The sequence below is a fragment of the Tunturiibacter lichenicola genome, from assembly GCF_051013355.1.
Classification (GTDB): Bacteria; Acidobacteriota; Terriglobia; order Terriglobales; family Acidobacteriaceae; genus Edaphobacter; species Edaphobacter lichenicola_F.
The window spans coordinates 3,000,494-3,022,105 of record NZ_CP132944.1; the positions used below are offsets into that span (position 1 = coordinate 3,000,494).

Sequence of the window (21,612 nt, forward strand, 5' to 3'; positions counted from 1 at the left end):
CGCAGTGGGGACGCTGACCGCCAAGAACTACAGCTTCGTCTTCACCCCCGGGACCCTGAGCATCACCCAGGCCACCGCCAGCGCCTACACCATCACCTGGCCGAGCCAGTCGATCGTCTACGGGACCGCGATCGGCGGCGCCACGGGCATCAAGGCGACCGCCTCGATCGCGGGCAGCTTCACCTACAGCCCGGCCGCAGGCACGGTGCTCCCAGTGAGCGCGACCCCGGTAGTCGTGACCGCCACCTTCACCCCAACCGACACGGTCGACTACGCGGGCCAGAGCGCGACCGCGAACATCACCGTGACCCCTGCGGTGCTGACGGTCAAGGCCGTGGATGCGACCCGCCCCTACGGCGCCGCTGACCCAACCTTCACCGACACCATCACGGGCTACGTCAACGGCGACACGTCCTCCGTAGTCACGGGCACAGCAGCTCTCACCTCGACCGACACCGCGACCTCGCCGGTCGGGAGCTACCCGATCACGGCCGCAGTGGGGACGCTGACCGCCAAGAACTACAGCTTCGTCTTCACCCCCGGGACCCTGAGCATCACCCAGGCCACCGCCAGCGCCTACACCATCACCTGGCCGAGCCAGTCGATCGTCTACGGGACTGCGATCGGCGGCACCACGGGCATCAAGGCGACGGCCTCGATCGCGGGCAGCTTCACCTACAGCCCGGCCGCAGGCACGGTGCTCCCAGTCAGCGCGACTCCAGTGGTGGTGACCGCCACCTTCACCCCAACCGACACCACCGACTACGCGGGCCAGGTCGCGACCGCCAGCATCACCGTGACCCCTGCGGTGCTGACGGTCAAGGCCGTGGATGCGACCCGACCCTACGGCGCAGCTGACCCAACCTTCACCGACACCATCACGGGCTACGTCAACGGCGACACGTCCTCCGTAGTCACGGGCACAGCAGCTCTCACCTCGACCGACACCGCCACCTCGCCGGTCGGGAGCTACCCGATCACGGCCGCAGTGGGGACGCTGACCGCCAAGAACTACAGCTTCGTCTTCACCCCCGGGACCCTGAGCATCACCCAGGCCACCGCCAGCGCCTACACCATCACCTGGCCAAGCCAGTCGATCGTCTACGGGACCGCGATCGGCGGCGCCACGGGCATCAAGGCGACGGCCTCGATCGCGGGCAGCTTCACCTACAGCCCGGCCGCAGGCACGGTGCTTCCGGTCAGCGCGACTCCAGTGGTGGTGACCGCCACCTTCACCCCAACCGACACGGTCGACTACGCGGGCCAGAGCGCGACGGCCAGCATCACCGTGACCTCTGCGGTGCTGACGGTCAAGGCCGTGGATGCAACCCGCCCCTACGGCGCCGCTGATCCGACCTTCACCGACACCATCACGGGCTACGTCAACGGCGACACGTCCTCCGTAGTCACGGGCACAGCAGCTCTCACCTCGACCGACACCGCGACCTCGCCGGTCGGGAGCTACCCGATCACGGCCGCAGTGGGGACGCTGACCGCCAAGAACTACAGCTTCGTCTTCACCCCCGGGACCCTGAGCATCACCCAGGCCACCGCCAGCGCGTACACCATCACCTGGCCGAGCCAGTCGATCGTCTACGGGACCGCGATCGGCGGCACGACGGGCATCAAGGCGACGGCCTCGATCGCGGGCAGCTTCACCTACAGCCCGGCCGCAGGCACGGTGCTCCCGGTCAGCGCGACTCCAGTGGTGGTGACCGCCACCTTCACCCCAACCGACACGGTCGACTACGCGGGCCAGGTCGCGACGGCCAGCATCACCGTGAACCCTGCGGTGCTGACGGTCAAGGCCGTGGATGCGACCCGCCCCTACGGCGCAGCTGATCCGACCTTCACCGACACCATCACGGGCTACGTCAACGGCGACACGTCCTCCGTAGTCACGGGCACAGCAGCTCTCACCTCGACCGACACCGCGACCTCGCCGGTCGGGAGCTACCCGATCACGGCCGCAGTGGGGACCCTGACCGCCAAGAACTACAGCTTCGTCTTCACCCCCGGGACCCTGAGCATCACCCAGGCCACCGCCAGCGCGTACACCATCACCTGGCCAAGCCAGTCGATCGTCTACGGGACCGCGATCGGCGGCGCCACGGGCATCAAGGCGACCGCCTCGATCGCGGGCAGCTTCACCTACAGCCCGGCCGCCGGCACGGTGCTCCCAGTGAGCGCGACCCCGGTAGTCGTGACCGCCACCTTCACCCCAACCGACACGGTCGACTACGCGGGCCAGGTCGCGACCGCGAACATCACCGTGACCCCTGCGGTGCTGACGGTCAAGGCCGTGGATGCAACCCGACCCTACGGCGCAGCTGATCCAACCTTCACCGACACCATCACGGGCTACGTCAACGGCGACACGTCCTCCGTAGTCACGGGCACAGCAGCTCTCACCTCGACCGACACCGCCACCTCGCCGGTCGGGAGCTACCCGATCACGGCCGCAGTGGGGACGCTGACCGCCAAGAACTACAGCTTCGTCTTCACCCCCGGGACCCTGACGGTGACCCAGGCCACCGCCAGCGCGTACACCATCACCTGGCCGAGCCAGTCGATCGTCTACGGGACCGCGATCGGCGGCACCACGGGCATCAAGGCGACCGCCTCGATCGCGGGCAGCTTCACCTACAGCCCGGCCGCCGGGACGGTGCTTCCGGTCAGCGCGACTCCAGTGGTGGTGACCGCCACCTTCACCCCAACCGACACCACCGACTACGCGGGCCAGAGCGCGACGGCCAACATCACCGTGACCCCTGCGGTGCTGACGGTCAAGGCCGTGGATGCGACCCGCCCCTACGGCGCAGCTGATCCGACCTTCACCGACACCATCACGGGCTACGTCAACGGCGACACGTCCTCCGTAGTCACGGGCACAGCAGCTCTCACCTCGACCGACACCGCGACCTCGCCGGTCGGGAGCTACCCGATCACGGCCGCAGTGGGGACCCTGACCGCCAAGAACTACAGCTTCGTCTTCACCCCCGGGACCCTGACGGTGACCCAGGCCACCGCCAGCGCCTACACCATCACCTGGCCGAGCCAGTCGATCGTCTACGGGACCGCGATCGGCGGCGCCACGGGCATCAAGGCAACGGCCTCGATCGGGGGCAGCTTCACCTACAGCCCGGCCGCAGGCACGGTGCTCCCGGTCAGCGCGACTCCAGTGGTGGTGACCGCCACCTTCACCCCAACCGACACGGTCGACTACGCGGGCCAGAGCGCGACGGCCAGCATCACGGTGACCCCGGCGGTGCTGACGGTCAAGGCCGTGGATGCGACCCGCCCCTACGGCGCCGCTGACCCAACCTTCACCGACACCATCACGGGCTACGTCAACGGCGACACGTCCTCCGTAGTCACGGGCACAGCAGCTCTCACCTCGACCGACACCGCGACCTCGCCGGTCGGGAGCTACCCGATCACGGCCGCAGTGGGGACGCTGACCGCCAAGAACTACAGCTTCGTCTTCACCCCCGGGACCCTGAGCATCACCCAGGCCACCGCCAGCGCCTACACCATCACCTGGCCGAGCCAGTCGATCGTCTACGGGACTGCGATCGGCGGCGCCACGGGCATCAAGGCGACCGCCTCGATCGCGGGCAGCTTCACCTACAGCCCGGCCGCAGGCACGGTGCTCCCGGTGAGCGCCACCCCGGTAGTCGTGACCGCCACCTTCACCCCAACCGACACGGTCGACTACGCGGGCCAGAGCGCGACGGCCAGCATCACCGTGACCCCGGCGGTGCTGACGGTCAAGGCCGTGGATGCGACCCGCCCCTACGGCGCCGCTGACCCAACCTTCACCGACACCATCACGGGCTACGTCAACGGCGACACGTCCTCCGTAGTCACGGGCACAGCAGCTCTCACCTCGACCGACACCGCGACCTCGCCGGTCGGGAGCTACCCGATCACGGCCGCAGTGGGGACGCTGACCGCCAAGAACTACAGCTTCGTCTTCACCCCCGGGACCCTGAGCATCACCCAGGCCACCGCCAGCGCGTACACCATCACCTGGCCGAGCCAGTCGATCGTCTACGGGACCGCGATCGGCGGCGCCACGGGCATCAAGGCGACCGCCTCGATCGCGGGCAGCTTCACCTACAGCCCGGCCGCAGGCACGGTGCTCCCGGTGAGCGCCACCCCGGTAGTCGTGACCGCCACCTTCACCCCAACCGACACGGTCGACTACGCGGGCCAAGGTCGCGACGGCCAGCATCACCGTGACCCCTGCGGTGCTGACGGTCAAGGCCGTGGATGCGACCCGACCCTACGGCGCCGCTGACCCAACCTTCACCGACACCATCACGGGCTACGTCAACGGCGACACGTCCTCCGTAGTCACGGGCACAGCAGCTCTCACCTCGACCGACACCGCCACCTCGCCGGTCGGGAGCTACCCGATCACGGCCGCAGTGGGGACGCTGACCGCCAAGAACTACAGCTTCGTCTTCACCCCCGGGACCCTGAGCATCACCCAGGCCACCGCCAGCGCCTACACCATCACCTGGCCAAGCCAGTCGATCGTCTACGGGACCGCGATCGGCGGCGCCACGGGCATCAAGGCGACGGCCTCGATCGCGGGCAGCTTCACCTACAGCCCGGCCGCAGGCACGGTGCTTCCGGTCAGCGCGACTCCAGTGGTGGTGACCGCCACCTTCACCCCAACCGACACGGTCGACTACGCGGGCCAGAGCGCGACGGCCAGCATCACCGTGACCTCTGCGGTGCTGACGGTCAAGGCCGTGGATGCAACCCGCCCCTACGGCGCCGCTGATCCGACCTTCACCGACACCATCACGGGCTACGTCAACGGCGACACGTCCTCCGTAGTCACGGGCACAGCAGCTCTCACCTCGACCGACACCGCGACCTCGCCGGTCGGGAGCTACCCGATCACGGCCGCAGTGGGGACGCTGACCGCCAAGAACTACAGCTTCGTCTTCACCCCCGGGACCCTGAGCATCACCCAGGCCACCGCCAGCGCGTACACCATCACCTGGCCGAGCCAGTCGATCGTCTACGGGACCGCGATCGGCGGCACGACGGGCATCAAGGCGACGGCCTCGATCGCGGGCAGCTTCACCTACAGCCCGGCCGCAGGCACGGTGCTCCCGGTGAGCGCCACCCCGGTAGTCGTGACCGCCACCTTCACCCCAACCGACACGGTCGACTACGCGGGCCAGGTCGCGACGGCCAGCATCACCGTGAACCCTGCGGTGCTGACGGTCAAGGCCGTGGATGCGACCCGCCCCTACGGCGCAGCTGATCCGACCTTCACCGACACCATCACGGGCTACGTCAACGGCGACACGTCCTCCGTAGTCACGGGCACAGCAGCTCTCACCTCGACCGACACCGCGACCTCGCCGGTCGGGAGCTACCCGATCACGGCCGCAGTGGGGACCCTGACCGCCAAGAACTACAGCTTCGTCTTCACCCCCGGGACCCTGAGCATCACCCAGGCCACCGCCAGCGCGTACACCATCACCTGGCCAAGCCAGTCGATCGTCTACGGGACCGCGATCGGCGGCGCCACGGGCATCAAGGCGACCGCCTCGATCGCGGGCAGCTTCACCTACAGCCCGGCCGCCGGCACGGTGCTCCCAGTGAGCGCGACCCCGGTAGTCGTGACCGCCACCTTCACCCCAACCGACACGGTCGACTACGCGGGCCAGGTCGCGACCGCGAACATCACCGTGACCCCTGCGGTGCTGACGGTCAAGGCCGTGGATGCAACCCGACCCTACGGCGCAGCTGATCCAACCTTCACCGACACCATCACGGGCTACGTCAACGGCGACACGTCCTCCGTAGTCACGGGCACAGCAGCTCTCACCTCGACCGACACCGCCACCTCGCCGGTCGGGAGCTACCCGATCACGGCCGCAGTGGGGACGCTGACCGCCAAGAACTACAGCTTCGTCTTCACCCCCGGGACCCTGACGGTGACCCAGGCCACCGCCAGCGCGTACACCATCACCTGGCCGAGCCAGTCGATCGTCTACGGGACCGCGATCGGCGGCACCACGGGCATCAAGGCGACCGCCTCGATCGCGGGCAGCTTCACCTACAGCCCGGCCGCCGGGACGGTGCTTCCGGTCAGCGCGACTCCAGTGGTGGTGACCGCCACCTTCACCCCAACCGACACCACCGACTACGCGGGCCAGAGCGCGACGGCCAACATCACCGTGACCCCTGCGGTGCTGACGGTCAAGGCCGTGGATGCGACCCGCCCCTACGGCGCAGCTGATCCGACCTTCACCGACACCATCACGGGCTACGTCAACGGCGACACGTCCTCCGTAGTCACGGGCACAGCAGCTCTCACCTCGACCGACACCGCGACCTCGCCGGTCGGGAGCTACCCGATCACGGCCGCAGTGGGGACCCTGACCGCCAAGAACTACAGCTTCGTCTTCACCCCCGGGACCCTGACGGTGACCCAGGCCACCGCCAGCGCCTACACCATCACCTGGCCGAGCCAGTCGATCGTCTACGGGACCGCGATCGGCGGCGCCACGGGCATCAAGGCAACGGCCTCGATCGGGGGCAGCTTCACCTACAGCCCGGCAGCCGGCACGGTGCTCCCGGTGAGCGCGACCCCGGTAGTCGTGACCGCCACCTTCACCCCAACCGACACGGTCGACTACGCGGGCCAGAGCGCGACGGCCAGCATCACGGTGACCCCTGCGGTGCTGACGGTCAAGGCCGTGGATGCGACCCGACCCTACGGCGCAGCTGACCCAACCTTCACCGACACCATCACGGGCTACGTCAACGGCGACACGTCCTCCGTAGTCACGGGCACAGCAGCTCTCACCTCGACCGACACCGCGACCTCGCCGGTCGGGAGCTACCCGATCACGGCCGCAGTGGGGACGCTGACCGCCAAGAACTACAGCTTCGTCTTCACCCCCGGGACCCTGAGCATCACCCAGGCCACCGCCAGCGCCTACACCATCACCTGGCCGAGCCAGTCGATCGTCTACGGGACTGCGATCGGCGGCGCCACGGGCATCAAGGCGACCGCCTCGATCGCGGGCAGCTTCACCTACAGCCCGGCCGCAGGCACGGTGCTCCCGGTGAGCGCCACCCCGGTAGTCGTGACCGCCACCTTCACCCCAACCGACACGGTCGACTACGCGGGCCAGAGCGCGACGGCCAGCATCACCGTGACCCCGGCGGTGCTGACGGTCAAGGCCGTGGATGCGACCCGCCCCTACGGCGCCGCTGACCCAACCTTCACCGACACCATCACGGGCTACGTCAACGGCGACACGTCCTCCGTAGTCACGGGCACAGCAGCTCTCACCTCGACCGACACCGCGACCTCGCCGGTCGGGAGCTACCCGATCACGGCCGCAGTGGGGACGCTGACCGCCAAGAACTACAGCTTCGTCTTCACCCCCGGGACCCTGAGCATCACCCAGGCCACCGCCACGATCACTTGGGTGCCTGCCACCGCTACTTATGGAACCGCCATAGGTTCAAACCCGCTGGCCGCAACCAGCTCTGTCGCCGGCAGCTTCACCTATAGTCCCGCAGCGGGGACCGTAATGAATGTGGGTTCCACCTCTGTCACCGCGACCTTTACGCCAACCGACACCAAGGATTACACCCCACAGACCGTTACCGCTACGATAACCATTACGCCCGCGATCCTCACCCTTACCGCCAACAGCGTCACCCGCGCATATAACACCCCCAATCCCACCTTCACTGGCACTATCACCGGCGCGGTCAACAGCGACACCTTCACCGAAAGTTTCTCCACGACCGCCGTCCTCACTTCGTCTGTCGGCCCCTACCCGATCACTCCCACTGCCACTGGCACCAACCTCAGCAACTACACTCTCGCTCCCACTCCGGGCACTCTCACCATCGCCGCGGCAAACGCAAATATCACCTGGGCTCCCGCCCCCGTCACCTATGGATCTGCTACTGTCGGCGCAGGTTCGCTGGTCGCTACCAGTTCTGTCGGTGGCACCTTCACCTACAACCCCGTAGCCGGAACAGTATTGAACGCCGGCTCCACATCAGTGACCGCGACCTTTACCCCAACTGACACCAAGAACTACACCACTCAGACCGTCACAGCCACTGTCGTCGTCAATCCCGCGACACTAACTCTCACCGCCGCTAACGCCACCCGCGCTTATAACACTCCCAACCCACCCTTTACTGGCACCATCACCGGAGCGGTCAACGGCGACAGCTTCACCGAAAGTTTCTCGACGACCGCTGTCCTCACCTCGACCGTCGGCCCTTACCCGATCACTCCCACTGCCACTGGCACCAACATCGGTAACTACACTCTCGCAACCACCCCGGGCACCCTTACTATCACCCAAGCCGCCGCTGCTATCACCTGGCCACCTTCTACAGTGCCTTACGGAGCCTCCACTGTCGGCGCTGGCTCACTGATCGCGACCAGCTCTGTCGGCGGCACCTTCACCTATAGTCCGGCGGCCGGAACAGTATTAAATGTCGGCGCCACCCAAGTCACCGCAACCTTCACCCCGACCGACACGAAGGACTACACCACCCAGACCACCACCGCAACGATCACAGTTACGCCCGCTACTCTTACCATTACCGCCGCCAACGCCAGCCGCTCATATGGTGCGACGAATCCAGCCTTCACCGCCTCTTCAACCGGAGCAGTCAATGGAGATACATTTACCTACAGCGAGACCACACCTGCAACCGCTACTTCGCCGATAGGCACCTACCCCATCGTTCCGGTCGCTACTGGAACGCACCTCAGCAACTACACTGTGGTCTATGTCAACGGCACCCTTACCATCGGCCAGGCTGCACTCACGGTCACTGCTGCGGACGCCAACCGTAACTACGGAGTCGCTAACCCCGCCTTCACTGCCACTGCCTCGGGCGCTGTCAATGGTGACACCTTCACCTACACTGAAACCACCCCAGCTACTATCACCTCATCTGTAGGCAGCTACCCCATCGTCCCGGTTGCCACCGGAACCAATCTGTCCAACTACACTGTGGTCTACGTCAACGGTACCCTCACCGTAAACCAGGCCACACTGACCGTCACCGCTGCCAACGCCACTCGCACCTATGGCGCAACGAACCCCGCCTTCTCTGCCAGTGCAGTGGGCGTAGTGAACGGTGACACGTTCACCTACACCGAAACAACTCCGGCGACAACCACATCGTCCGTGGGCACGTACCCGATTATCCCTGTTGCCGTTGGTACAAATCTCGCCGACTACAACGTCGTCTACAACAACGGAACCCTGACCGTGACCCAGGCCACACTCACAGTAACGGCGGGCGATTCCAACCGCACTTACGGAGCGGCTAACCCCACCTTCACAGCAACAGAAGTCGGTGCCGTCAACGGCGACACCTTCACTTACACGGAGACAACCACCGCGACTGCCAGCTCCCCAGTTGGAACTTACCCCATCGTGCCCGTTGCTACCGGCACCAACCTCGCTGACTACACCGTTGTCTACAACAATGGAACACTTACCGTCGGCAAAGCTGCTCTTACTGTCACTGCAACCGACGCCAATCGCGTGTATGGATCGCAAAACCCGGCCTTCTCGGCCACGGCGTCTGGTACGGAAAATAGCGACATCTTCACCTTTACCGAAACGACTGTCGCTACGCCCGCCTCACCCGTTGGCGCCTACCCCATCGTCCCCGTCGCAACAGGAGCAAATCTTAGTAACTACACCGTCACTTACGTCAACGGTACCCTCACCGTCGGTCAAGCTACTCTGACCGTCACGGCAGGCAGCGCTACTCGTATCTACGGCTCAACAAACCCAACCTTCTCTGCATCTGCTATCGGCGCAGCCAACGGCGATACTTTCGCCTTCACCGAAACCACGCCGGCCACCTCGGCATCTCCGGTCGGTATCTACCCAATCACACCCGTCGCAACCGGAATGAACTTGACCGATTACAACGTCGTCTATATCAACGGCACCCTCACTGTCGGTCAGGCCACCCTGACAGTGACAGCTGCTAACGCGGGCCGCGAGTATGGTATCGACAATCCACCTTTCACCGCCACTTCGACCGGATCGGTCAACGGCGATACCTTTACCCTTACTGAGACCACCCCGGCCACCATTGCATCTTCTGTCGGCACGTACCCAATCGTTCCCGTCGCAACCGGAACGAACTTGACCGACTACAACGTCATCTACGTCAACGGAACCCTCACCATTGGTCAAGCTACGTTGACTGTAACGGCTAACAACTTCACGAAGCTCTACGGCACTCCAAACCCGCCCTTCACTGGAAGCATCACCGGCGCTCTGGATGGCGATACCTTTACTGAAATCTTCTCTAACTCTGCCAGCATTCCCTCTCAGCCAGGACAATATCCGATCATCCCCGCTGCAACCGGAACCAATGTCAACGACTACATTCAGGTCGTGCAAAACGGAATGCTGACGGTCACCAAAGCACCCGCCATCACGACGTTGAGCCTCAGCACCACTAACATTGCCTACGATCTCCCCGTAACCTTTACCGCGAACGTTGCCTCCACAACCAGCGGCCAGCCAACTGGCACCGTCAGCCTCTTTGATAACGGTAACGCTCTTGCAACGGCAACCCTCACAAATGGAGTTGCAAGCTACTCCACCACAGCGCTCTCTGTGGGCACCCACGTCATCACTGCCGTCTACAGCGGAGACGTCGACTTCAACTCAAGCACGGCCTCCGCAACCTCCGGAGCGAACACCATCACCATTACGCCGCTGGACTTCACCATTACGCTTACCAGCGCCGCGACCGTCGAAGGAACATACGGCACCACACGGCAATACACCTTCCACATCACCCCCATCGGAGGCACCTACCCCGGCACCGTTCAGCTCTCCGCCAGCCCCACCGGTCCAATCCTTGCCACCTATACCTTCTCTCCTGCGGAGATCGCAAAGATGGCTGGCCCAACCGATATCACCCTCACCGTAGCAACCCGAAAGCTCGCATCCCTCGATTCACCGAAAGACCTATCCAGCAGATTCTCTCGCGTTGCGCTTGGCCTGTTCCTCTTGCCGCTTCTCGGCCTTCGCTACTCTCGTCGTTCGGGTCGGAAGCTGGCTCGGATGATCACCTATTCCATCCTGATCCTATCGTCCCTCGGAGCTATCGGAACGCTCACAGGTTGCGGTAGCGGATACTTCGACCGCACTTATCCCATCACCGTCACCGCTGTCAGCAATGGGATCCAGCACACAGTAAGTGTCGACTTCCATATCGATCAGTCACCCCAGTAGAAGCCGCAGCTTCAGGAAAGACCATCAGCATGATGAAACATAAGGTCACAACAAAAACAAAGGTCGTAGACGGTATCTTGATGCGGATAAAGATCCTGCTCTTGACCTGTCTCGTCGGCCTTTTAGGAACTCGCCTTCATGCCCAGGCGGTTCCTACAGCAACTGCCGCCGGAATTCTGCAGGTAGGCGGTATGTTTAACATTGCAGACTCTGACTATGTCCCGCAAAAGATCAAAGGCGGTGGTTTCTATACAACCTTTGACTTTCAATATCACTTCGGAATCGAGGGAGAGTTTCATCAAATCAACGACTCAAATCCAACGACGGCCATCTACGAACGCACTTATGAGATTGGACCTCGATATGTTCGTCGCTATGGTCGGTTCGCTCCTTATGCCAAGCTCATGTATGGTCGCGGAGTGTTCAACTATCCTCCCGTATTTGGCGATCCACAGGGTGGCGCAGCAGCAAATCTGGCATACAACCTGGTAGCTGGCGGTGTTGGAGCGGACTATCGCTTGTTACGCTTCATGAACGTCAGAGGGGAGTACGAGTTTCAGCGATGGTTCGGCTTCCCACCGAGTGGTCTAACCCCAGGCATTCTGAGTATTGGCGTTGCGTATCAATTTCATTGAGGTCTAGGTTGCCCCGCTGAGGTAGTTGATGGGTGTATGTGGGCGTTAATTTGTCAGATTTAAAGTCTGTCGCGACCGGGATGGATGTCCTTGAATCTGGTCTCGAGACCATTGCTTTCCGGGAACTTGGAGTTTTCTGTGACAGCAATTCGCTATTTCGCAAGTTTTCCGCGTCGACCACATAATATTTACCGGGAACTCTGATGATTGCGGTCGATAGATCAAAGCAGCATCCGGGAAGGTGAACTGGTTGTACGTCACGAGGCCAGCTTCTGGCAGTCAAGTCGGGTGGGCATACCCAAAGAGTATGCATTCGCCTCTTGCGGGCTGCCAAACTACATATTAGTAATTTGATCCTAAAGTGGTGGCCAGAGACGGGATCGGTCTCTCTTTCTACTAGTAGAATCTGTAACTTGCAGATTCTACTAGGGGCAGAAAGAGCGAAAAGTTCCAGAATGCCCAAACGTTCTTGCAAATCTCTTGCAAATTCTCATTAGGGAAAGTCCCGATTTACGTCAGACCGACGGCGCTAGCTGTTCCCTTAAGCGGAGGCGTTGTACCTAAAGCCGAGCAGTTCCTCTGCCTCCGTGAGCTCGGCGGTTCCGGTGCAAATAGCGACCGCGGATCAGCTGGTCGGCGCGGAGCGGTGCTCCTGACGCTTACCCAGCCAGCACTGCATTCCAGATCGTAGGCGCGGCTTGGCCTTTGAGCCGCAGCCGGTTCAGGGCAAACTGGTTCTTGTGAATACGACGGAGCAGTTCAATGCCGGCTATGGTGATGGCGGCGGATTTGTAATTTTTGAAGCCAAGCATCGGTCTGATTCTGAACTTGATCCCACGATGGTCCTGTTCGATAAGGTTGTTGAGATATTTGGAAGATCGCAGCTTCGTGCGCCTGGATAGCAGTCCGTCCTCTCGCATCTCGCGTACTGCGCGGTGCGAGGCTGCGTAGCCGTCCAAGGTGATCGTGTGCGGCGGCCGGCCCTCGTGTCGGATCGCCTTGAGGAAGAAAGCCTTCGCGGCCGCCACATCCCGTCTACTGCTGAGCCGGAAATCAACAGTCTGCCCAGCCTTGTCCACCGCTCGATAGAGATAGGTCCACTCGCCGCGTATCTTGATATAGGTCTCATCGACTCGCCAGGAGCGACCAGTGGGCCTGCCAAAGCGATTCCAGCGTTTGATGAACTCTGGCGCATACCTGCGGACCCAACGCAGAATCGTCGTATGGGCGACCTGTAACCCGCGTTCGGATATCATCTCGACCAGATCACGAAAGCTGAGTTTATAGCGTAGGTACCAGCGCACGCACAGTATGATGACTTCGCGATCAAAGTGCCGCCCTGCAAACAACTCCTCGATGTTCCTCAGCTTGCCCAAAGTCCATCCTCAACTTCCTAAGGACCACTGTACCGGCAGTACGCCTCTATTTGCACCAGAGCCGCTTTGGGGTGCATGCGCACAGTGAACCAGTAATAGCGAAACCTCTCGGTGGTGTACCAGCCTGATTGAACCGGCTCGCGTGTGTTCCCTCCATTGCAAATTAGCAAGCACTTCTGACATCTGAGAAACTCCTCTTCTCACTGTTAGTCTTCACTTTCGGAATATACTTCAGATCCTGCTGGGCCTTGATGAACGGGAGTGCATGACCGAGGCGCTTGTTCTCAACGATGGCCGTATGGTTTACTCGCCGATCTTTATCGAAGACGCGGTAGGGAAGAACCTGTCCGTTCCAGCGGACCTCCAGTCTTCCATCCGCGAAGTCATAGAGATCCACGCACTGGCCGCCTAGTTCTTCGGACACGGCACTGCGGTCGAGGATGAGTTGCTTGCGGTCGTAGGCGAGTGTCAGCTGCTGCCCAACATGACGTTGTTCGCGATGGCACAGGATATCACTGAGCCGGTCAGGTCTCACCATAAGCTGGCGATGCAGATCCTCAGACTTCGCGAGCCTCCAACAGATCGACCCTACCTTAGGCTCCCAATAGTCTCGGTAAAATTTCTGGAACTGCATACACTATAGGCAGTCATGCCGCGACCGAAGACTGGAGACAAGCGTGCTGCCATCCTCCGTGCAGCCACCAAGACGATTGCTGAAGATGGCATTGGCGCGTCCACTGCTAATGTTGCGAAGGCTGCGGCCGTTGCGGAGGGATCGCTGTTCCGGTACTTCCCGGATAAGGATACGCTGCTCAACGAGCTCTACCGCGAGCTAAAACTAGACATGCGAAGCGCTATGATTGCGGGCTTTCCCTTGACCGGCTCACTCCGGAAGCGAGTACAACATATCTGGAACGCCTACGTCACCTGGGGTATGGAGTCGCCGGCGAAGCGTAAGGCGATGATGCAGCTTACCGTTTCTGAGCGCATCACCGACCAAAGCAGACGGGAGGGGCAGGCGGGCTTCGAAGACGCTACCGAAGCCATGCAGCAGTTTGTCGCGCAGGGCAAATTGAGCGGTCTACCTGCAGCTTTTGCGTCGGACCTGCTGCTCGCGATGGCTGAGACGACCATGGCGTCCATGGTGGCCAATCCAGCCAAAGCGGAGCACTACCGAAGCGCAGGTTTCGAGGCCTTTTGGAGCGCGGCAGGCAAAAAGTAGCCAGGCAGGAATTTCCCATTAGATTAATGAGTATTCACTCCGCTATGCTGCATCCAATAGGCAGAACGGAGGTTCTGATGTCCAAAGTATGGTTGGTAACAGGTAGTGCAAGTGGTTTGGGTCGCGATATCGCGGAGGCAGTTCTTGCTTCGGGCGATCGCCTCCTGGCGACGGCTCGGGATCCACACCGGTTGAACGATTTGGTGGAGCGATATGGCGAGCAGGTGCATACCGCGCCCCTCGATGTGGCAGATGAAGCAGCGGCAAAGGCCGCGGTCGAAAAGGCTCTTGAGGTCTTCGGACGGCTGGATGTTGTCGTCAATAATGCGGGCTACGGAGATGTTGCCCCTTTTGAGCAGCTCAGTTCAGAGAGCTTTCGCGCTTTAGTCGACACGAACTTCTTCGGCGTCGTCTATATGACGCGAGCGGCGATCCCGGTCATGCGGAAGCAGAGGAGTGGTTGCATCCTTCAGATCTCTTCCGTCGGCGGCAGGTTGGGGGTTCCTGGAAACGCAGCCTATCACGCGGCAAAATGGGCTGTAGGCGGCTTCACCGAAGCCGTTGCCCCAGAGCTGGCGCCCTTCGGCGTTAAGGTGTGCGCACTCGAGCCAGGGGGAATACGGACCAACTGGGGCAAGCGGGCAACCGCTGGCATACCGGATCTTTTACCCGACTATGAGGCCTCTGTAGGCACGTTTATCAAGATGTTGCAGGGGCACTGGGGGCATGAGATGAGCGCTCCAGCAAAGGTCGCACAAGTCATTCTGCAACTAACCTCTAAGGAGCAGCTCCCTGCACACCTCTTGCTCGGCAGCGATGCCGTGCAGTATGCCCGATTTGCCGAGGAAAAGCGGGAATCCGACGCCAAGGCATGGCACAACATCAGCGTCTCAACCGACGCGGAGGATGTAAAAGGGTTGCCCGATTTGAAGTTCTGAAATTGGCGCTGGCGTGGCTGTGGAGATCCGTGGCACGCCAGCATTCTATCGATAGATGTCACACGTAATTCCCGTAAGGTACAACCTCGTTCTTGGTAATTTCGAGAACCTCGACTGAGCGTTTTCCCTTTGGGGTATCGACCTGCAATGTTTCACCAACGACAATCGGGTGCTCTCTCTCATAGTGGGCCGTGTGAAAGGGAAAGCTGCCGTTGAGATCATTGAAGGTCACCATGGTTTTTCACGTCTTGCCTGCGGGTCGACACGGTGGAGAATCTGCAGCGTGATTGCCGGGGATGCCGACCCGAGCGAGAAGGCCACTGGAATGTTGGAGGCGGCGTCCAGTAGTTGATTGGGACCAACGGAAGGTAGAACGCTTACGCTCCGCAACGCCCCCTCAACGTCGTTCCGATTTGTGAAGAGCCGGGACGTGCTGAGCCAACCCATTAGCGTCTCCAGAGATCGCGCAATTCAGCTCGTATTGAAAAGGCGGTGTAGGGGCCGAGAGGGTTCCTAATATTCTCCAGCGCAGCGATCGCCTCTCAGGTATGACCTGATTTGCTTTCTTCAAGGGTTGCCGCGACGCACGCGCTTACACCTCAAAACCCAGCGCCGCTCACCTTATTTGCACTGCCACAACCCGCACTGCGTACATGACAGTAAATCCGACCAGTCCCCCGAGGATGACGTGCGAAGCCCGCTCTGCGGCCATCCCGGAGGAGTGGCCTGCAAACATCAAGGCAAGCGCGACGCACGTACAACGCAGACCGAAGGCGAGCACATACGGGCGCACCGCGACCAATGTCAGCACGGCGACCAACAAGGCGAGGTCGTATGCAAAGGTGCTGTGCGGAAGGAAAATTCCTGTCCCAATTCCGGCCGGAACACCCACGAGCGCACCGACCGTCCTGTCCCGCAGCTTTTGGCGTCCGCTGGTGAGGTCGCCGGTAATCACACTCGCGGCTGACCAGATCATCCATTGCCCTTGATCCAGCCGCCACACCATCACCGTGTGCGCGACCAGGCCAACCGCCAGCGCCGTCGCCACCAGCGCCTCGATATACGGTATGGACTCATTCCGCTCAGCCCAGCACAACACCGCTCTGAAATGTCGAAGCCGGCTGACATGCAACGGACGAGTGTTCCGGTGCTCCAATGCTGACATCACCAGAACCGGAAGGATGGCCAACATCATGGCGGGAAGAAAGTGAATTCCGCGATGCAGTTGATTGCCCGGCCCTCGCCACTCCTCAGTCTCGCACGCAAGGTAGAGAGCCGGAATAAAGGTGAAATTGCCAAGCGATCGCAACCTCGCATCCCATCCGCTAAAGAGGATAGAGGCCGCCGCAAGCATAGCGCAGCCCGCGACGAACAAGGGCTCGGCGGTCTGTGTTGCCAGCAGCGCCAGATAGGAGACGATGATCGCTGCTCCATGCAGCAGCGTTCCGAGCGGCGCCAGCCCGGAGCGCTCCATGGCGATAAAGGTCGAGATGGTGACCAGAGCCGCGCGCAACCAGATGTCATCCCCCATGATCATGGCCAGCAGAACGAGTGGCGTGAGCACGATCACGGCACGTGTCGCTGCGACGTGATCGAGATCGATCGCGTCACCCCAGGCAGAGATCACGAAATCCCCACCAGATCCTCCACCCGGATCACCCTGGCGATCGAGCCCAGCAACTCCATGGAGGATTGATGCACCGGTTCGTTCCCAGCGGCGCAGGCGTCTTCCAACACATATACCTCGTAATCGCGGTCGTGCGCGTCGCGCACTGTGCTCTGCACCGCCCATGCCGTGCTCACTCCCGCGATAATCAGCCGGTTAACCTTGCGCGCCCGTAGAGCTGCATCCAGTTGTGTGCCGTAAAAGGCGCTGATGCGCGGTTTGACAATCACCAGATCCGCAAGCTCTGCCTTGAGCTCCGGGTGAAAGTCCATACCTGAAGATTCCGCCTCGAGCGCTCCAATCTCGTGGAGACGTCCAAAGAACGGCGATTGCTTTGGCTGATCTGTATAGCCTTTGGCAAAGCCAACTTTCACCAGAATTGTTAACCATCCCTTTTCACGCGCAGTTGCCAGAGCGTGATTCACCTTCTCGATGACGCCACGCTCTGCGGCAAGGTCAGCAGTGTGCGAGATCTTGCCCTCCGGATGAACGATGTCATTGATGAAATCTAGACCAATAAATGCTGTTGCCATCTCTGTTCCTTTCAGATTGTTTGACCACGGACTTTTAGGTCCGAACCTCACTGCTGGCTCTGCTCCCACTACTTCCCCTTCTCCTGAGCGAACAATTCATCCAGCTTTCGCTCGAATGCGTAATAACCAAGGTAGTCATACAACTCAGCGCGGGTCTGCATTGTATCGAGCACGTTCTTTTGCGTGCCGTCCTGTCGTATGGACTTATAAACCTTCAAAGCTGCGGCGTTCATCGCCCGAAATGCCGACAGAGGATACAGCGCGATGGCTACGTCCACACTGCGCAGTTCGTCGAGAGAGAACAACGGCGTTGATCCGAATTCGGTGATGTTAGCGAGGATTGGAACATGAGAGCGGTCGGCGAATGCCTTATATTGGCTTAATTCCGTTCCGGCTTCAGGGAAGACCATATCCGCGCCAGCCTCCACGTATGCAGCCGCGCGGTCGAGAGCTGCACTCAAGCCTTCATTGGCCAAGGCGTCGGTGCGCGCCATGAGAACGAAATCGGCGTCTGTCCTTGCATCGACGGCGGCCTTGATGCGGTCAACCATCTCTTCGCTCGGAACGATCGCCTTGCCTGGCCTGTGACCGCAGCGCTTGGCCTGCACCTGATCTTCAATGTGACACCCCGCAGCACCTGCGCAAATCAGTGAACGTATGGATCGTGCGATATTGAGGGCGCCCCCGAAGCCGGTATCAATATCTACCAGCAGCGGGAGCGTGCACACACCTGTAATGCGCCGAACGTCCACCAACACGTCTTCTAGCCCCGAGATGCCAAGGTCCGGTACTCCGAGCGAACCCGCCGCCACTCCGCCGCCCGAAAGATAAAGGGCGCGATAACCAACTCGTTCCGCCATGCGGGCGTGATAGGCATTGATGGCGCCGATCATCTGTAGTGGCCGCTCTGCGCTCACGGCGGCCCGCAAACTGGCTCCGGCGGACCTTTCATGCGCGGTCGCCAGAGCGTGATTCGCCTTCTCGATGACGCCGCGCTCTGCGGCAGGATCAGCGGTGTGCGAAACCTTGCCCTCCGGGTGGACGATGGCATGGATGAAATCAAGACCGGTAAATGTTTTTGATTGGTGTGGCCTATTAATAGTTACTCCATCAGTTATTTCCCTGTTATTCATGCGGATTCCTCTTTTCTGCGGCAGCCTCAAGCGGAGCTTACAAATAGATAGAGTAGGATTTTGTCCATTCGAAGCACGCTTTGTTTCGAACGCAGCGTTCGCTTTTCTCGATAGGAGTCAGGATATGGAACTGCGGCATCTCCGCTACTTCTGTGCCGTAGCAGACTGGAATGGATTTAATCGCGCCGCCCGCGCGCTCCATACTTCACAATCCTCTATCAGTGCGCAGATTCGTGATCTGGAGCAAGAGATCGGCGTGAAGCTACTCAATCGCACGCAGTCGCAAGTATCTCTGACGAGCGCGGGTGAGAGGTTTCTGGAGGAATCGCGCAAGGTGGTCGCAGCTGCGGATCGCGCGGTCGACATCGCGCAACGGACGGCACGAGGCGAGACCGGATCGCTCACGATTGGCTTTTTGATTTGGGGAACCGGCGCATTCTTTCCGGGAATCATCCGCGGCTTTCGTCAACTCCACCCGGGTGTGCAGCTCTCGCTGATGGAAATGCTCTCGCGAGCGCAGCCGGAGGCTTTGCTCAACGGTTCGATTGACATCGGCTTCACGCGGCCGCTTGAGCCTCCTTACGATTCCCAGCTCCGCTCCGAACTGTTGTATACGGACCCGGTGGTGGCCGTACTTCCCGTAGATCACCGGTTGGCGAGCGGACCGCTGCGGCTTCATGATCTGGCCAACGAACGCTTCGTGGTATGCGACAGAAACATCGCGTCCACCTTCTTCGATAAGATCACTTCACTCTGTGCACAGGCGGGTTTTTCGCCGAACATTGTTCAAACATCGAATCTTGTTTCCAGCGTGCTTACCTTGGTGGAGGCAGGCGAAGGCATAACGCTGCTGCCTTCCGGTCTTCAACATAGCCGGTTCCACGATCTCTCCTTCTGCCCGCTCATCGATCCGGGGGGCGGCATCGATTTGGTCATGGCGTGGTCTCCGAATCGCGAAGGAGAAACGCACAAATCCTTTCTTGATTTCATGCGCAGCAAGAAGAAATTCATCCGAAGCTCACTCAAAATCGGATAGTGTGTTCATGGTTCTTGTTCGCCACTGCTTGAGACAATGCAGCATATGCCTGATTTTGTTCTGGCACGAGAATGAAGAGATGGTTGCAGAGTAGACAGGCCAACTGCCTTCCAAAGTAGATCGCAGCAGACATAAAGAGGAAAAACACGTCGCCGCATTTTCACTTGGTACCAAGTCGCCAACACTCTCAACGCGCCGCCTGCGGGGAGGTTTTGGGCTTAGAGGTCTGTGCGGATGATTGGATATATGGACGTGATCCATGTGGACGTATATGTATGGTCCGCCGTCCGGCTGCAAGGAAAAAGCTAGAAACGAGAAGATAAGTCTGCGCAAATGTATCCGAAGCGACGGCCGCCCCAATTAGGAGGATTGAAGTTTCAGACCGTACTTGCTGATTCCCAAGCGTCTGATTTTCGATTCAAGCGTTTGTCGCGGAATCCCCAGTTTGGCAGCCGCGCCTGAAGGTCCGGAAATGCGTCCATGACAGTCAGCCAGTGCAGCTTCGATCATCTCTACGTCACGATCGGCCAGCGTCGAAAGGCGCGTAGACGCGACAGTGATCGAGGTTGTACTTTGCGAGTTCCACCGCTGCGGCCCGAGCATCGCGTTGCAAAGTGAGGGGATCGAGAATTCTGACTTCATGGCCGCGCTGCTCGACCTGCGCTTGATTTTCTCCGACCTGCGCAACAGATTGAACCTGTGCCGCAACCGCAGCTTTAAGGGAAGCCTGTTTGAGCCCAAGCTGTGCCTGTGCTTGACGAAGTTGCTCGGCGCGCGCCTCTGTGTTCGAGCGCAGTTGGTCCACTTGGTCTGCAGTTACAAATTTTCTGGTCAGCAAGGGCTCGATACGCTTCAGGTTGCTTGCTGCGTCGTCGTATTCCGCCTGCGCCTGTCTGACCGCGGCTTCCGCATGTACCACATCGGCTGTCGCCTCGTCGATCTGCGCTGCGGCACGGTGCATTGCGGCTTCCGAAGCATTCTGCGCAGCCTGCTGGCAACGACCGCACTCGTTTGACCGGCAATCTGACGCGACTGATCACGGATATTCCCTTCGAGAGCGGCCTGCTCCGAAAGCGCCTGCTGGAGAGCATAGCGATAAGGCAGATCATCGATCTCATACAGCAGCTCGCCCTTGTGGACGAATTGATTGTCTTGCACAGCTAAACGAACAACAGGACCTTCCACGACGGGCGCGATTCCGATGAAGTTTGCTAAAACGGTCGCGTCGTCTGTACGGGGGTGGATCGCCGTCAGCCAGATAACCAGGGCGAGGCTGAGGACTGCGCTCGCAATGACAATAATCGAGACGATTCGGCCCAACAGATACGTCTCAGGTTGCCGATCATTTGAGTCGTCCATAACGCGCCGGCCTTCCTAGTAGAAGAGAATTAACCACAACAGGCATGTGAGTGTTATCGAAAGTGAGATGAACACGAGGCCGAGTGACCCAGATGCAGCCCATAGTCCAGCTGTCTGAGCACAAGATGTGCCGCCACGGTGAGCGCAATGCCCAATGCAAGGCAAATGAGCCATCCGGGAAAATAAGAGCCGTAGATGCCGATCGACGGAGCCCGGCGGCAGCCGCTCGCTAGCGACTGAGACAGAAGCATCATCCAAACCGCAGGCCGATGCAGTTTTCGGAAACCTTTGCCTGCGTGCGTTTTTCATATGAAGAGAGTGGTCTCTCACGGTGCCGGTCTCCTGGCAGTGGTCTTTAGTAAGTCTCCAGTGCTGTAGGCAAACGCGGCGAGGGAGTTAAGCACCCCTACATTTTCCGCACGA

16 protein-coding genes are annotated in these 21,612 nt (G+C 60.7%); 6 read left to right on the top strand and 10 right to left on the bottom strand.

Annotated features, from left to right (window positions below; all coding sequences use genetic code 11):
• The first annotated feature begins 205 nt into the window (after positions 1-205).
• The 3 genes from RBB82_RS12745 to RBB82_RS12755 are packed head-to-tail and all read left to right on the top strand — an operon-like array spanning position 206 to position 11,926.
• The gene (locus tag RBB82_RS12745) at positions 206-4,303 is read left to right on the top strand and encodes a beta strand repeat-containing protein (protein WP_433970905.1); all 4,098 of its coding nucleotides are present in this window, start codon (positions 206-208) and stop codon (positions 4,301-4,303) included.
• Positions 4,242-11,291 carry an MBG domain-containing protein gene (locus RBB82_RS12750; RefSeq protein ID WP_433970906.1) on the top strand — a complete coding sequence of 2,350 codons (7,050 nt, stop codon included), beginning with the start codon at positions 4,242-4,244 and terminating at the stop codon, positions 11,289-11,291. The genes RBB82_RS12745 and RBB82_RS12750 overlap by 62 nt, the downstream gene beginning before the upstream one ends.
• A 29-nt stretch (positions 11,292-11,320) precedes the next feature.
• Complete coding sequence (locus tag RBB82_RS12755) at positions 11,321-11,926, top strand: outer membrane beta-barrel protein (protein ID WP_433970907.1); 606 nt, start codon at positions 11,321-11,323, stop codon at positions 11,924-11,926.
• Positions 11,927-12,585: 659 nt separating this feature from the next.
• On the opposite strand, the gene RBB82_RS12760 is transcribed toward RBB82_RS12755, so the two are convergent.
• Both RBB82_RS12760 and RBB82_RS12765 read right to left on the bottom strand, forming a co-directional pair.
• On the bottom strand, positions 12,586-13,293 hold the full coding sequence (locus tag RBB82_RS12760) for an IS6 family transposase (RefSeq protein WP_433975372.1): 708 nt from the start codon (positions 13,291-13,293) through the stop codon (positions 12,586-12,588).
• 172 nt (positions 13,294-13,465) lie between these two features.
• A complete protein-coding gene (locus RBB82_RS12765; protein ID WP_433970909.1) occupies positions 13,466-13,840 on the bottom strand; it encodes a hypothetical protein in 375 nt (124 codons plus the stop codon).
• 111 nt (positions 13,841-13,951) lie between these two features.
• Here RBB82_RS12765 and RBB82_RS12770 point away from each other — a divergent pair, with 111 nt between their 5' ends.
• Together RBB82_RS12770 and RBB82_RS12775 are read left to right on the top strand one after the other, a co-directional pair.
• Positions 13,952-14,524 carry a TetR/AcrR family transcriptional regulator gene (locus tag RBB82_RS12770; protein ID WP_433970910.1) on the top strand — a complete coding sequence of 191 codons (573 nt, stop codon included), beginning with the start codon at positions 13,952-13,954 and terminating at the stop codon, positions 14,522-14,524.
• Positions 14,525-14,601: 77 nt separating this feature from the next.
• On the top strand, positions 14,602-15,462 hold the full coding sequence (locus tag RBB82_RS12775; RefSeq protein ID WP_433970911.1) for an SDR family NAD(P)-dependent oxidoreductase: 861 nt from the start codon (positions 14,602-14,604) through the stop codon (positions 15,460-15,462).
• A gap of 228 nt (positions 15,463-15,690) precedes the next feature.
• On the opposite strand, the gene RBB82_RS12780 is transcribed toward RBB82_RS12775, so the two are convergent.
• The 4 genes from RBB82_RS12780 to prpB all read right to left on the bottom strand — a co-directional run bounded on the left by RBB82_RS12780 (position 15,691) and on the right by prpB (position 18,794).
• A complete protein-coding gene (locus tag RBB82_RS12780) occupies positions 15,691-15,909 on the bottom strand; it encodes a hypothetical protein (protein ID WP_433970912.1) in 219 nt (72 codons plus the stop codon).
• Positions 15,910-16,078: 169 nt separating this feature from the next.
• Positions 16,079-17,089 (bottom strand): FUSC family protein, encoded by a 1,011-nt coding sequence (locus tag RBB82_RS12785; protein ID WP_433970914.1) that lies wholly within the window; start codon positions 17,087-17,089, stop codon positions 16,079-16,081.
• Complete coding sequence (locus tag RBB82_RS12790) at positions 17,086-17,661, bottom strand: cysteine hydrolase family protein (RefSeq protein WP_433970916.1); 576 nt, start codon at positions 17,659-17,661, stop codon at positions 17,086-17,088. Before RBB82_RS12790 ends, RBB82_RS12785 begins: the two co-directional genes overlap by 4 nt.
• A 68-nt stretch (positions 17,662-17,729) precedes the next feature.
• Positions 17,730-18,794 (bottom strand): methylisocitrate lyase, encoded by a 1,065-nt coding sequence (prpB, locus tag RBB82_RS12795; RefSeq protein WP_433970917.1) that lies wholly within the window; start codon positions 18,792-18,794, stop codon positions 17,730-17,732.
• A gap of 124 nt (positions 18,795-18,918) precedes the next feature.
• Here prpB and RBB82_RS12800 point away from each other — a divergent pair, with 124 nt between their 5' ends.
• Complete coding sequence (locus RBB82_RS12800) at positions 18,919-19,830, top strand: LysR substrate-binding domain-containing protein (protein WP_433970918.1); 912 nt, start codon at positions 18,919-18,921, stop codon at positions 19,828-19,830.
• Between the two features lie 360 nt (positions 19,831-20,190).
• Here RBB82_RS12800 and RBB82_RS12805 read toward each other — a convergent pair whose 3' ends face one another.
• Genes RBB82_RS12805 through RBB82_RS12820 form a run of 4 tightly spaced genes read right to left on the bottom strand, consistent with a single transcriptional unit; the run spans position 20,191 to position 21,443 of the window.
• Complete coding sequence (locus tag RBB82_RS12805; protein WP_433975373.1) at positions 20,191-20,433, bottom strand: helix-turn-helix domain-containing protein; 243 nt, start codon at positions 20,431-20,433, stop codon at positions 20,191-20,193.
• Entirely contained in the window at positions 20,348-20,635 is a 288-nt protein-coding gene (locus tag RBB82_RS12810) for a hypothetical protein (RefSeq protein WP_433975464.1), read from the bottom strand. The genes RBB82_RS12805 and RBB82_RS12810 overlap by 86 nt, the downstream gene beginning before the upstream one ends.
• Before the next feature lie 47 nt (positions 20,636-20,682).
• A complete protein-coding gene (locus RBB82_RS12815; RefSeq protein WP_433970920.1) occupies positions 20,683-21,189 on the bottom strand; it encodes a biotin/lipoyl-binding protein in 507 nt (168 codons plus the stop codon).
• A gap of 53 nt (positions 21,190-21,242) precedes the next feature.
• Complete coding sequence (locus RBB82_RS12820; RefSeq protein WP_433970922.1) at positions 21,243-21,443, bottom strand: YtcA family lipoprotein; 201 nt, start codon at positions 21,441-21,443, stop codon at positions 21,243-21,245.
• Positions 21,444-21,612 lie beyond the last annotated feature (169 nt).